At 60.1% G+C, this 13,810-nt stretch carries 9 protein-coding genes; 7 read left to right on the top strand and 2 right to left on the bottom strand.

The features are described from left to right. Positions 1 to 10: 10 nt before the first annotated feature. A complete protein-coding gene (locus tag ACQ4WZ_RS18965) occupies positions 11 to 472 on the bottom strand; it encodes a rhodanese-like domain-containing protein (RefSeq protein ID WP_436574225.1) in 462 nt (153 codons plus the stop codon). Between the two features lie 384 nt (positions 473 to 856). On the opposite strand from ACQ4WZ_RS18965, the gene glnA reads away from it, so the two are divergent. The 7 genes from glnA (at position 857) to ACQ4WZ_RS19000 (ending at position 11,427) form a co-directional block, all read left to right on the top strand. Continuing rightward, positions 857 to 2,272 (top strand): type I glutamate--ammonia ligase, encoded by a 1,416-nt coding sequence (gene glnA, locus ACQ4WZ_RS18970; protein WP_070219258.1) that lies wholly within the window; start codon positions 857 to 859, stop codon positions 2,270 to 2,272. Positions 2,273 to 2,429: 157 nt separating this feature from the next. Further along, positions 2,430 to 2,939, top strand: a complete 510-nt coding sequence (locus ACQ4WZ_RS18975) for a DUF4124 domain-containing protein (protein WP_306821375.1) — start codon at positions 2,430 to 2,432, stop codon at positions 2,937 to 2,939. A 7-nt stretch (positions 2,940 to 2,946) separates the two neighbouring features. Further along, positions 2,947 to 4,035, top strand: coding sequence for a nitrogen regulation protein NR(II) (glnL, locus tag ACQ4WZ_RS18980; protein WP_101484054.1), 1,089 nt, complete (start codon positions 2,947 to 2,949; stop codon positions 4,033 to 4,035). Between the two features lie 48 nt (positions 4,036 to 4,083). Then, the gene (gene ntrC / locus ACQ4WZ_RS18985) at positions 4,084 to 5,574 is read left to right on the top strand and encodes a nitrogen regulation protein NR(I) (RefSeq protein ID WP_436574226.1); all 1,491 of its coding nucleotides are present in this window, start codon (positions 4,084 to 4,086) and stop codon (positions 5,572 to 5,574) included. Positions 5,575 to 5,719: 145 nt separating this feature from the next. After that, positions 5,720 to 6,685: a magnesium/cobalt transporter CorA gene (corA, locus tag ACQ4WZ_RS18990; RefSeq protein WP_101484056.1), complete on the top strand. Its 966-nt coding sequence runs from the start codon at positions 5,720 to 5,722 to the stop codon at positions 6,683 to 6,685. Between the two features lie 134 nt (positions 6,686 to 6,819). Continuing rightward, on the top strand, positions 6,820 to 8,193 hold the full coding sequence (locus tag ACQ4WZ_RS18995) for a GAF domain-containing sensor histidine kinase (protein ID WP_133994044.1): 1,374 nt from the start codon (positions 6,820 to 6,822) through the stop codon (positions 8,191 to 8,193). A 306-nt stretch (positions 8,194 to 8,499) separates the two neighbouring features. Further along, positions 8,500 to 11,427 (top strand): TonB-dependent receptor, encoded by a 2,928-nt coding sequence (locus tag ACQ4WZ_RS19000; RefSeq protein WP_436574227.1) that lies wholly within the window; start codon positions 8,500 to 8,502, stop codon positions 11,425 to 11,427. Between the two features lie 117 nt (positions 11,428 to 11,544). On the opposite strand, the gene ACQ4WZ_RS19005 is transcribed toward ACQ4WZ_RS19000, so the two are convergent. After that, positions 11,545 to 13,176, bottom strand: a complete 1,632-nt coding sequence (locus ACQ4WZ_RS19005) for an NAD(P)/FAD-dependent oxidoreductase (protein WP_436574228.1) — start codon at positions 13,174 to 13,176, stop codon at positions 11,545 to 11,547. Positions 13,177 to 13,810 lie beyond the last annotated feature (634 nt).

Below are 13,810 nucleotides of genomic sequence, written 5' to 3' on the forward strand. Positions count from 1 at the left end.
GTTCCTGGTGTCAGGCGCCCAGCCACGGCAGTCCCGCCTTGCACCAGCCACCGATCTGCTTGCGGTGGCCGTCCGCATCCTTGTCGCCCTCGAAGCCTTCGAGGATGTCGAAGCAATTCATATAGCCGTGTTCGGTGGCCAGCTTGGCCGCATGGCGCGAACGCACGCCGGAGCGGCACAGGAACAGCAGCACCTCGTCCTTGCCAGCCTGGGCTGCCAGTTGCGCGAGGAAGTCGGGATTCGGCACGCCGCCCGGGTAGGTGGCCCACTGCACCGCACCATGCTGGGTATCGGCGAGGTCGATCCGGCCGACCCAGTCGCGCTCGGCATTCGTGCGCACATCGATGAGCTTGGCGGCTGCATCGAGTTGCAGCAAGTCGTACGCTTCCTGCGGCGTGACGGCGCCGGCATATGGCGTACCTTCATTGGCCCGGCTGCGGGCGGTGGTCAGGATGTCGGCGGCGGTAGTCATGGCGTCCTCGATGAAAGTGGAAAGGTGTGAACGATTATAGTGCGCCGTCCGCGCCCCGCAAACGGGAAGTCACGGTATACGGCGCATGCACCACAAGAAGGCATTTTTCAGGAATCGCCAAAAAATGCACGATAATGGTGCGTTATTCGTTTTTTGCACTTGCATAGTGCATTCTTGATTTGACGCAAACGCGCGTGAAAATCGCAGGCATGAAAACTTACACTGGGATGACCGGGTTTTGACCCACGTGGCCACATCCGTCCAGAAGCTGGCATGGAATCTGCTATGATCCTTATGAGTTTTGGTGGCACGCAATGTTTGCTTCGCTTCATCAGCCCAGACGCATTAAGGTCGGCTCACCCCACATTCATTTAGGAGATACGCATGGCAATGACAGCCGCAGAAGTCTTGAAGATGGTAGAAGAAAACGAAGTCAAATTCGTTGATTTCCGCTTTGCTGATACCCGTGGTAAAGAGCAGCACGTGACGGTTCCCGTGTCGCACTTCGACATGGACAAATTCGAGTCGGGCCACGCCTTTGACGGTTCTTCGATCGCTGGCTGGAAAGGCATTGAAGCGTCCGACATGATCCTGCTGCCGGATCCAAACACGGCCAATATCGACCCGTTCATGGAAGAAACCACGCTGTTCATGCAGTGCGACGTGATCGAACCGTCGGACGGCAAGGGCTATGACCGCGACCCGCGCTCGATCGCGAAACGCGCCGAAGCCTACCTGAAATCGTCGGGCATGGGCGACACCGCCTACTTCGGCCCTGAGCCAGAATTCTTCATCTTCGACAGCGTGCGCTGGAAGATCGATATGTCGGGCTGCTTCGTCAAGATCGGTTCGGACGAAGGTTCGTGGTCGACTGGCAAGGACATCGAAGGCGGCAACAGCGGCCACCGTCCTACCGTCAAGGGCGGCTACTTCCCGGTGCCACCAGTGGACAGCTTCCAGGACATGCGTTCGGAAATGTGCCTGATTCTGGAATCGCTGGGCATCCCGGTCGAGGTACATCATCACGAAGTCGCCGGCGCCGGTCAGAATGAAATCGGCACCAAGTTCTCGACCCTGGTCGAGCGCGCCGACTGGACGCAAAACCTGAAATACGTGGTGTGGAACGTGGCGCACAGCTATGGCAAGACCGCCACCTTCATGCCGAAACCTATCGTTGGCGACAACGGTTCGGGCATGCACGTGCATCAATCCGTATGGAAAGATGGTAAAAACCTGTTCGCTGGCGACGGCTATGCCGGCCTGTCCGATTTCGCCCTGTACTACATCGGCGGCATCATCAAGCACGCCAAGGCATTGAACGCAATCACCAACCCGGGCACCAACTCGTACAAGCGTCTGGTACCTGGCTACGAAGCTCCGGTGAAACTGGCGTACTCGGCGAAAAACCGTTCCGCCTCGATCCGTATCCCGCACGTAGCCAATCCAAAAGGCCGCCGCGTCGAAGCGCGTTTCCCGGATCCACTGGCGAACCCGTACCTGTGCTTTGCCGCACTGCTGATGGCTGGCCTGGACGGCGTTGCCAACAAGATCCATCCGGGCGAAGCCGCCTCGAAAGATCTGTACCATCTGCCGCCAGAAGAAGACGCACTGATCCCTACCGTGTGCGCTTCGCTGGAAGAAGCACTGGAAGCCCTGGACAAGGACCGCGAGTTCCTGACCCGTGGCGGCGTGTTCAGCGATTCCATGATCGATGCCTACCTGGAACTGAAAATGCAGGACGTACAGCGCATGCGCATGACCACGCATCCTGCCGAGTTCGACATGTACTACTCGCTGTAATGGCGCCATGCCGGCAACTTGCCGGTAGTGAATAAGAAACGCGGGTGAGGCGATCGGTCTTGCCCGCGTTTTTTTATGCGGCGCGCCAAGGCGGCGCCAGTGCAGTGTTGTATAGTCGGCCCAGGAACGATGCGGCATGTGCCGACAGGAGTGAAGATTGACCAAGCATTACAGAATGGCGCTGATGGCAGGATTGCTGGGCGCGGCGGCACAGGCGCACGGGCAGTTGTATGTGTGCGCCGATGCACAAGGACACAAGACGTACACGGACAAGCGTGCCGGCGCGCATTGCCAGTTGCTCGATTTGCCCGGCGCCATGACGGAGCCGCCACGCAAGACGGCGCCGCTGGCCGGTGCGCCTGCCCGGCCCGCCACGCAGGCGCTGGCCACGGCGGCGCCTGCCGCCGGCGCGTTTCCCAAGGTCGATGGCGCCGAGCAGCGCGCGCGCGACCTGGACCGGCGCCAGATCCTGCAGGACGAATTACGCAGCGAAGAGCAGAAACTGGTGGCCCAGCGCCTGGAATTGAACGCAGGACAAGCTGAGCGCCAGGGCAATGAGCGTAACTATGCAAAATACCAGGAACGGGTGGCGCAGTTGAAGGACAACATTAGCCGGACACAGCAAAACGTCGAGGCCCTGAAACGCGAGATCGCCAATATCCGATGATGAGACCATGACAATAGACAACCATTCCAGTCGTCCCGCCCACCTGGCCGGCCTTGATTTGCTGGCCTCGGCAGTGATCCTGCTCGATGGCGACGGGCGCATCAGCTATGCCAACGCGGCGGCGGAAAACCTGCTGGAAAGCTCGTTGAAAGCCCTGTCGCGGCAAAAGCTCACGGCGCTGTTCTTGAATCCCGACGAACTGGCCGGCATCTGTGCGCAGGCGCTCGAACATCAGTTTTCCGACTTGCGCCAGGACCTGAGCCTGGAGCGCCTGGGGCGCGAGCCGCTGCGCGTGCACAGCATCGTCAGCGCCCTCGACGCGTCGCGCGACGGCGTGCTGATCGAGCTGCGCGAAAACGTGCAGCAGTTAAAACTCGACCGCGAAGAGCGCATCCTCGACCAGAGCCAGGTCAACAAGGAGCTGATCCGCAACCTGGCGCATGAAATCAAGAACCCGCTGGGCGGCATCCGCGGCGCGGCCCAGCTGCTGGAGCTGGAATTGCCGGCCCTGCACCTGAGCGAGTTGCGCGAATACACGCAAGTCATCATCAAGGAAGCGGACCGCCTGCAAACCCTGGTCGACCGCTTGCTGGCGCCGCACCGCCGCCCGCACATTGTGGGCGACGTGAATATCCACGAAGTGTGCGAGCGCGTGCGTAGCCTGATCCTGGCCGAATTTCCCAGTGGTCTCACCATTTCGCGCGATTACGACGCCTCGATCCCCGAGTTTCGCGGCGACAAGGAGCAATTGATACAAACCGTGCTCAACATCGCGCACAACGCGGCGCAAGCCCTGGCCGAGCGCATCGAGGCGGGTGATGCGGAGCTGATTTTCAAGACGCGCGTGGCGCGCCAGGTGACCCTGGCCAAGGTCCGCTACAACCTGGCATTAGACTTGCATATCATTGACAATGGACCGGGCATCGCACCCCAGATCCGCGACCGGATTTTCTACCCGCTGGTGTCGGGCAGGGAAGGCGGCAGTGGGCTGGGACTGACCTTGGCGCAAACCTTCGTGCAACAGCACCTGGGCGTGATCGAGTGCGAAAGCCGGCCTGGATACACCGATTTCAGGATCGTTCTACCCTTGCCATAAGCGAGGGGGTATCCCACCCATGAAATCCATTGCGGGACGCACACACTAATGAAGCCAATCTGGATAGTTGACGACGACGAATCAATCCGCTGGGTGCTGGAAAAAGCCCTGGCGCGGGAAAATCTCGCCACCAAGAGTTTTGCCAATGCGCGCGACGCCATCGCGGCACTGGAATTTGACACGCCGCAAGTGCTCGTGTCCGATATTCGCATGCCGGGCGCGTCCGGCCTGGAATTGTTGCAGACGGTCAAGTCGCGCTTTCCTGGCTTGCCGGTGATCATTATTACCGCCTTTTCCGACCTTGATTCGGCCGTCGCGTCCTTCCAGGGCGGCGCCTTCGAATATCTGGCCAAGCCGTTTGACATCGACAAGGCTGTCGAGCTGATTCGCCGCGCGCTGGAAGAAAGCCTGCGCGAGACCAGCGTCGAATCGGGCCCCTCGGAAACGCCGGAAATCCTCGGCCAGGCACCAGCCATGCAGGAAGTCTTCCGCGCCATCGGCCGCCTGTCGCAATCGAATGTGACGGTGCTCATCACGGGTGAATCCGGTTCCGGCAAGGAACTCGTGGCGCGCGCGCTGCACAAGCACAGTCCGCGTGCGGCGCAGCCCTTCATCGCCCTGAACACGGCGGCGATCCCCAAGGATTTGCTGGAATCCGAATTGTTCGGTCATGAGCGCGGGGCGTTTACGGGCGCCCAGACGACGCGCCGGGGCCGCTTCGAGCAGGCCGAGAACGGCACCCTGTTCCTCGATGAAATCGGCGACATGCCGTTCGACCTGCAGACGCGCTTGCTGCGCGTGCTGTCCGACGGGCATTTCTATCGCGTAGGCGGCCACCAGCCCATGAAGGCGAACGTGCGCGTCATTACAGCCACGCACCAGAACCTTGAGCAGCGCGTGCGCGACGGCCTGTTCCGTGAAGACCTGTATCACCGCCTGAATGTGATCCGGCTGCGCTTGCCCAGTTTGAGGGAGCGGCGCGAGGATATCCCCATCCTGGTGCGCCACTTCCTGGTGCAAAGCGCGCGCCAGCTGGGCGTGGAAGCCAAGCGCATGAGCGAACCGACGATGCAGTTTCTCAGCAGCCTCGATTTGCCCGGCAATGTGCGCCAGCTGGAAAACCTGTGCAACTGGATCACAGTGATGGCACCGGGGCAGACGGTGGAAATCAAGGACTTGCCGTTGGAACTGACGCAAGGGCAGGGCGATGGCGCCGCGCCGCTGGCGTCCGCTGACGTGGCGCCAGCGAATGCTGCTCATGCGCATGGCGGCCAAGTCTTCGAAGCGCCCGCGCCCGCCAACGGCGCGCCGCCGGGCTGGATCGGCTTGCTGGAACTGCAGGCGGCCGGCATGCTGGGCGCGGGGCAGCAGGAAGTCATGGCTGTGCTGGGGCGGCAATTCGAGTCGGCCCTGATCAAGACGGCGCTCAAGCATACCCACGGGCGCAAGAACGACGCCGCCGTACGCCTGGGCATAGGCCGCAACACCATCACCCGCAAGATCTCGGAACTGGGCATAGACGGCGCCAAGGACGATTGATGCATGGCCGGACGGGGACTCCCCCGTCCGCTTTTCCCCTCGGCGTCCCTTGCACGCCACAACACCCACAACAAAGGCGGGCGATAAGGTAAGCTGGCGCCTGCCGGACTGTTTCGTCTGGTCTTAACTTTCATTGTGGAACTGTATGCTGATTAACTGCGTGGCCTACCAGGATGGCAAAAAACTGGCCGACTTGCCGATTGACGATATCAGCGATTACGTCGAGCGCCCCGACTGTTTCGTCTGGGTGGCCTTGCTCGATGCCACGCCGGCCGAGCTGAAACAGATGCAGCACGAGTTTTGCCTGCATGAACTGGCCGTCGAGGATGCGCAGCGGGGCCATCAGCGTCCGAAGATCGAGGAATATGGCGATTCCCTGTTTGCCGTGGTGAAAACCGTGGAAATGGTCGAGAACGAACTGGTCATGGGCGAAGTCGACATTTTCGTTGGCGCCAATTATGTGCTCTCGTCGCGCAGCAACAGCTCGCAAGGTTTCCTCGGCGTGCGTGCGCGTGCCGAGCGCGAACCGCACCTGTTGCGCCAGGGCTCGGCCTTCGTGCTGTACGCGCTGATGGACGCCGTCGTCGACCGCTACTTTCCCGTGCTCGATGCGCTCGAATCGGAGCTGGAGCTGATCGAGGACCGCATCTTCGACCGCGGCACCGAGCGCGACAATATCGAACGGCTGTACCAGTTGAAACGCAAGGTCATGGTTTTGCGCCACGTGGTGGCGCCCCTGATGGAGGCGGTGGGCAAGCTGCACGGCGGGCGCGTGCCGCCGCTGTGCCACGATACCCAGGAGTATTTCCGCGACGTGCACGACCACCTGGCGCGCATCAATGGCACGCTCGATACCATCCGCGACACCATCAGCACGGCGATCCAGGTGAATTTGTCGATGGTGGCCATCGATGAAAGCGAAGTGAACAAACAGTTGGCGGCCTGGGCGGCTATCTTCGCCGTGTTCACGGCGTTCGCCGGCGTGTGGGGCATGAACTTCAAGTTCATGCCCGAGCTGGATTGGCAATACGGCTATCCCGTGGCCGTGGGCCTGATGAGCTGTGTCTGCGGTTATATGTATTACTTGTTCAAGCGTTCCGGCTGGCTATAAAAAATTCCTGTGTATCTGTATTATTAAACAATAGTCAGGGGTACAATCGCGGCAGGTCCGCTCGGGCGGGCCATGGCTGAGGGTTGCCACGCCGGCAGGTTTGCTGGTGCTTCCAGTGTTGCGCAGGAGCATACATGAGTATTCCCTTGTTTGATGTGAATTCGCAAGAACCCCTGTTCGATCCCGAGCAGCGGCGCACCTTGGCGGAAGCGGCCCTGCGCTCGATCACAGCATCGACGGCGCACGCCCGTGGCGACGACTTCCTGCGCATCCTCGTCAAGGACCTGGCCGAAGCGCTCGACGTGCACTATGTGGTCGCCGGGCGTCTGGTGCGCATGGACGATGGCAGCGAAGGCATCCGCACCCTGGCCCTGTGGGGCGGCGACGGCTACCAGCCGAACATCGAATACAGCCTGCAGCACACGCCTTGCCAGGACGTGACTTGTCAGAGCATGTGTTTTCATGGCAGCGATATCCAGCGTCGCTTTCCATACGATAGTCTCCTGGTCGACATGCATGCGGAAAGCTATGTCGGCATGCCGCTGATCGATACCGAAGGCAAGACCCTGGGCATCCTGTCGGCCATCGACACGCGTCCCATCGATGAAAACAAGCGCTTGCTGGCCTTGCTGCTGCTGTCGATCTTCTCGGCCCGCAGCGCGGCCGAGCTGCAGCACCAGGAGCGCACCCAGCAGCTGGAAGAAATCGTGCGCGTGCGCACCGAATCGTTGCTGGCGGCGCAGGCCAACCTGATCGAGCAAGAACAGATGGCGGCCCTCGGCTCGCTGGTGGCCGGCGTGTCGCATGAAGTCAACACGCCCATCGGCGTGGCGCTGACGGCGGCGTCGAGCATGGGCAGTTATGCCGACCAGCTGGTGCAGCTGCTGGGCGGTGCCAAGGTCAGCCGGGCCGAATTGATCGACATTGCCGAAGCCTTGAAAGGCGCAGCCGCCTTGATCGAGCGCAACCTGGCGCGCGCCGCCGACCTGATCGGCAATTTCAAGCAGCTGGCCGTGGACCAGGTCAGTGAGTACGTGGCCGACCTGGCGCTGCACGACTATGTGCATGGCCTGGTGTCGGCGCACAGCCCGGAACTGCGCAAGGCGGCGCTGGGCGTGGAACTCGATATCGCGCCCGATTGCCAGGTGCGCCTGGCGGCTGGAAAACTGTCGCAAATCCTCTCTAACCTGCTGATGAACAGCGCCCGTCACGGCTATCCGCAGGGCGGGCCAGGACGCATCACGATACGCGCGCGCATCGAGGCGGACGCGGATGACGCGGCCGCGCGATGGCTGCTGCTGGAGTTTTCCGACGATGGCGTGGGCCTGGCGCCCGCCGTGCGCGAACATATGTTTGAACCGTTTTTCACCACCAAGCGGGGCCAGGGCGGCTCCGGCCTGGGCATGCACATCGTCTACACCATCGTACAGCAACTGGGCGGCCAGGTCAGCGCCGTCGATCGCACGCCCGGCTGCCACATACAGATCAGGCTACCGCTGGCCAGCTGACCCAGGCGTGCTTCGTCAGGCCACAATTGTTTCCCTCTTAAACTATTTATCAAAATTGCATTGTTCGTCAAATATGCGCAGGCATATTTGTGAAAACGGGCGCGAGTGTTGTTTCTATGCATGAACTGGGAATTCAATTATTGACACTGAATTTACGTCATGTTTTGATGAAATGTATCAGCCTGTAACAAAGTATTAGTAGATTTGTAGCAGAGTTGGCAAGGTGCCGCAAGACACTCCCCAGCTGGTTCGGCGCATCTCGGTGGGGGTGTGGTTTTGAAGGCTGAGCTACACGAAGACTGATAGTTGGATTCGCAATGTATTAACCCTCATCTACACGATGACGGTTTTCTAAAATTTGCCTTATTCAAGGATATAACAATGCTTAAAGAAACCGTATTATCTCGCTCTGTGCGCCTGATGTTTTCAGGGATTGCCATTGGCGTGCTGGCTCAGCCAGTACTCGCACAAGAGACCGCACCTGCCTCTCCTACTGTACAACGGGTGGAGATCACCGGTTCGAATATTCGTCGCGCGCAAGCTGAAGGTGTTTCTCCAGTTCAAACCCTGAGCCGGGCAGATATCGAAAAATCGGGTAAATCGACGGTGGCGGAATTGCTTCAGACGCTGGCGGTCGACAACCAAGGGTCGGTTCCTACCAGCTTCGGCAATGGCTTTGCCGCCGGCGCATCGGGTATTTCCCTGCGCGGCCTGGGCACCGCTTCCACGCTGGTTCTGCTCAATGGCCGCCGCATCGCGCCTTACGGCCTGGCGGACGACGGCCAAAAGGTTTTTTCTGACCTGAATATCATTCCCGCCGATGCGGTAGAGCGCGTCGAGATTCTGAAGGATGGGGCTTCGGCAATTTACGGTTCCGACGCCATCGCTGGCGTGGTGAATATCATTCTGCGCAGTGATTTTCAGGGAACCACCCTGAAGGTCAGCTATGGACAGACGGGTTACAGCGATGGCGGCGATGTGCGCCTCGCCGTGACGCATGGCTTTGGCGATATCGTCGCTGACAAATACAACGTGGTCATGAGTGCCGAATATGGCAAGAAAAATGCCGTCTGGAACCGTGACCGCTCCGACCGTGGCTATATTGGCGCTTCGGACTTACGCAATTACGGTTTTGATGCACAACAGGCGCTCGGCGGTACGGGTGCCATTACGGGCAACAACGCTGCAGGCAGTGCGATCAACGGCAACGTGCGTAATCCGACGACGCTTGATTACTACAACCGCGGCAACCCGAACGGCGTCGGTTTCACGCGGACCTTTCCAGGCGCGGCCTGCTCCAACTTCACCAACCATCCGCAAGGCGACCCAGGCGGTGGTTGCCTGATTGACGCTCCGCAACTGTACAGCCAGATGCAGCCTAGCCAGGAAACGGGCAATGTCTTCCTGCGCGGCACTTTCCAGCTCAGTCAGGACGTCCAGGCTTATGCCGAAGCGAACTATTTCACCAGTCAATCCTCTTCGTCAACGACGCCGACCGGTATCAGCGGCAGCGTTGGCTACCCGGGCGGTCCGGTCAGCAATGCGGCCGTGGCCTTGGGCGCCAATCATCCTGACAATCCGTATTTTGGGACAGCCGCGCGCTTCCGCTACCTGGCGGCCGATCTCGGTCCTCGCGTCAGCAATATCGATTCGACGTTCACCCGCTTCGTCACTGGCCTGAAAGGCAGCGCCGCAGGATGGGATTTCGATACGGCCTTGCTGTATTCGCAGAACAAGGTGTCCAACGACCGCTCCGGCTATCTGCAGCGCGACGTGATGTTTGCACTGCTTAACCCGACAGCGGCGAATGTGGCCGCCGCGAGGAGCAATCCGGCATATGCAGCATTGCCAGCAGGCAGCTACTGGCGCATCGGCGAAAATGCAGGCTTGAATTCGGCTGCCTTGTACGCTGCGCTGGCACCGAAGATCTCCAACGATGCGACGACCAAAATGGCGCAGATCGACTTCAAGGCGTCGCGCGAGCTGATGGCCTTGCCAGGCGGCGCTCTCGGTATCGCCGTCGGTGCGGAATATCGTCACGAATCGACCGAACTGGCGCCAACGGCGGGCACGGACAAGGGCAATATTGTCGGCCTGGGGTATTCGGCATACGAAGGCAGCCGCAGTGTTACGGCCGCTTATACGGAGCTGGTGGCGCCGGTATGGAAAGGCGTCGAGCTGTCGGGCGCCATCCGCGCCGACCATTTTTCCGATGTCGGCAATGCTTACACGCCGAAGGTCGGCTTGAAATGGAATCCGGTCAAGGAATTTGCCGTACGCGGTTCGTTCGCCAAGGGCTTCCGTGCACCTAGCGCGGCGGAAAACGGCAAGGGTGGCCTGGCTGCCTTCTCGTCGGCCAGCGATCCGCTGCGCTGCGCCTTGGGTGTGACCAGCGCCTGCTCGGCCGCTTCTATTGCCATCATTACCTCGCCGAACCCTGCTTTGTCGCCGGAAAAATCGAAGAGCTCGAATATCGGTTTCGTGTGGGATCCATTGCCTAAGACAAATCTGACGGTGGACTTCTGGCAGATCAAGCGTACCAACGAGATCAACCAGGAGCAGACGGACGCGGCGATTGCCGCCGGCCATGTGGCGCGCGATCCTTCGACCGCGCAGGCCGGTATTGCTGGCGACCCGGGTGCCATCACGGCAGTGCTGGCGAACTATGTGAACTCGGCCCAGACCAAGGTACGCGGCGTCGACCTGGACTTCCGTCAAGGCTTCGACCTGGGTGCAGGTTATGGCAAGCTGACTTTCGATGCGAAGTGGACGCACCTCTTCACGTTCACCCGCACGGAAAAGGACGGCTCCTCGCGTGACTTTGCTGGTACACACGGCAATTGCGACGTGAGTAACTGCATGGGAACGCCGGATAACCGTGTCAACCTGGGTCTGACCTGGGAGCTCAACAAGTTGCGTGTCTCGGCTGCGGCCAACTACCGCGGTGCTTTGAAAAACACCAACTTCAAGAACGATCCGGATGGTTGCGCCTTCCACTACGCCAACGGCGACGATGCGCCGGCAGGTTGCGAGCTCGCTTCGTTCACCAGCATTGACCTGAATGCCCGCTACAAGATCAACGAGAAGATGGAGTTGTTCGGTACGGTGCAGAACTTGTTCGACAAACGTGCTCCGCTCGATCCGCTGACCTATGGTGCGGTTTCCTACAATCCGCTGGATTTTGCTGGCGCCGTAGGCCGCTACTTCTCGGGAGGCTTGAAGTACACCTTCTAAGCGCATGATGGCGCCCCTTGGGGCGCCATCGACTACGCTGGATAACCGGCCGGGCCCGTCACGGGGCCCGGCTTTTTTTATGGCTGGCCGCCACGTGGGCGGCGAGTACGCGCCTGTCTAGTCGCGCGCTGCCATCGACAGCGCCACCGCTTCGGCCACCTTGATGCCGTCAACGGCCGCCGACAGGATGCCGCCCGCATAGCCGGCGCCTTCGCCGGCGGGGAACAGGCCCCGTGTGTTCAGGCTTTGCAGGTTGTCGTCGCGGCGCTTGATGCGGATCGGTGAAGAGGTGCGCGTTTCCACGCCCGTCAGCACGGCGTCGGCCTTGTAATAGCCCTTGATCTGCTTGTTGAATGCAGGAAACGCTTCACGCAGGGCCGTGATGGCGTATTCGGGCAGCGACGGCGCCAGGTCCGTCAGGTGCACGGCCGGCTTGTACGAGGGCACCACACTGCCAAATTCCGTCGAGGCGCGACCGGCCACGAAGTCGCCCACCAGCTGGCCAGGGGCATCGTAGTTGCTGCCGCCCAGGGCAAACGCGCGCTCTTCCAGGTCGCGCTGCAGGGCGATGCCGGCCAGCGGGTCGCCCGGATAGTCAGCTGGCGTGATGCCGACGACGATGGCGCTGTTGGCGTTGCGCTCGTTGCGCGAGTACTGGCTCATGCCGTTCGTCACCAGGCGGCCCGGTTCGGAGGCGGCGGCCACCACCGTGCCGCCCGGGCACATGCAGAAGCTGTAGACGGAGCGGCCATTGCTGGCGTGGTGCACCAGCTTGTAGTCAGCCGCACCCAGGATAGGGTGGCCGGCGCTGGGGCCGAAGCGGCAGTTGTCGATCAATGATTGCGGGTGTTCCACGCGGAAACCGATCGAAAACGGTTTCGCTTCGATGTACACGCCGCGGCGGTGCAGCATTTCGAAAGTGTCGCGCGCGCTGTGGCCGATGGCCAGCACGACGTGGTTGCTGGCGATGGTCTCGCCATTGTCCAGCACCACGCCGCGCACCTGGCCGCCGTCGGCACCTGGCACGATGTCGAGATCGACCACTTTGCTGCTGAAACGGTATTCGCCTCCCAGCTGCTCGATATTGGCGCGCATTTCTTCCACCATCTTGACCAGGCGGAAAGTGCCGATGTGCGGCTTGCTCACGTACATGATTTCCTCGGGCGCACCGGCCTTGACGAATTCCGTCAATACCTTGCGGCCGTAGTGCTTGGGGTCCTTGATCTGGCTGTACAGCTTGCCGTCCGAAAAGGTGCCGGCGCCGCCTTCGCCGAACTGCACATTCGATTCCGGGTTCAGTTCGCGCTTGCGCCAGAAGCCGAAGGTGTCGACCGTGCGTTCGCGCACTTGCTTGCCCCGTTCCAGGATGAGGGGGCGCAAACCCATCTGTGCCAGGATCAGCGCCACGAACAGGCCGCAAGGGCCCGTGCCGATGACGATGGGACGCGGTTCATTGGTGTGGCCGGCCAGCTGTTCGCCGCCGGCGACGAATTTGTAGTCGGTGTCGGGTGCTGGCATCAGGTGCACATCGTGCTGAAGGCGCGCCAGCACGGCCGCTTCATTCTTGACGTCAACATGCAGCGAGTAAATCAACACCACGGCGCTGCGCTTGCGCGCGTCGTAGCTGCGCTTGAAGACGGTAAAGCCGAGCAAATCGGCGGCGGCGATGCCCAGACGCGCCAGGATGGCGGCAGGCAGGGCTGCTTCGTCGTGTTCGAGGGGGAGTTTTACTTCGTTGAGTCGCAACATGATGTGTAGTCTTAAAAATTGCTGGGCTCCGTATCTAGCGGAGAGTCTGTGAGACGGCGCGTGCGTTGCCATCAGGACGCTATTTTACCTGCTGCGCAACCGTTGATGCGGCGGGGCCGGCCGTCCTGTGCTGCGATGGCAAGGCGCGGACCGTTGCGAATGATCCCGTATCGCTGGCGCTGCTCGAAAAATAGGATACCCGTTCCAGCGCTTTGTGACACGACGCTAAATGTGGCGCAACAGGAAACAATTTATCGAGGCGAATAACAATCAAGGCAGGAGAATATTATTGCTAGCCGCGCTAATTGGAATGGAAATGCGCCTGCTGAAATGCGCCTGCTGAATATTGGAAGCAAGCCAGAAATGAGGGGGGCGGCGGGGGGATATTGAATCGAATGCGATTTAATTTGTTTCGGTGAGCCAATATATATTTGCGCATAATAAAAGACGCAAACTATTGTATTGAATAATTAATTCAATATGCATGAAATAAACGCAGTCGATATATTAACGTTCCTATGCTGGATACACGTTATTTTGTTTCAAACCGATTAGTAATGTAGTACAAAAAATGGAGTTTTGATAGCTTTAGTTTATTTTGTTGTATTTTTCCAACGTACCGTTTTTTTCCTGG

It is taken from the genome of Janthinobacterium darwini (assembly GCF_051380905.1).
Classification (GTDB): domain Bacteria; phylum Pseudomonadota; class Gammaproteobacteria; order Burkholderiales; family Burkholderiaceae_D; genus Janthinobacterium.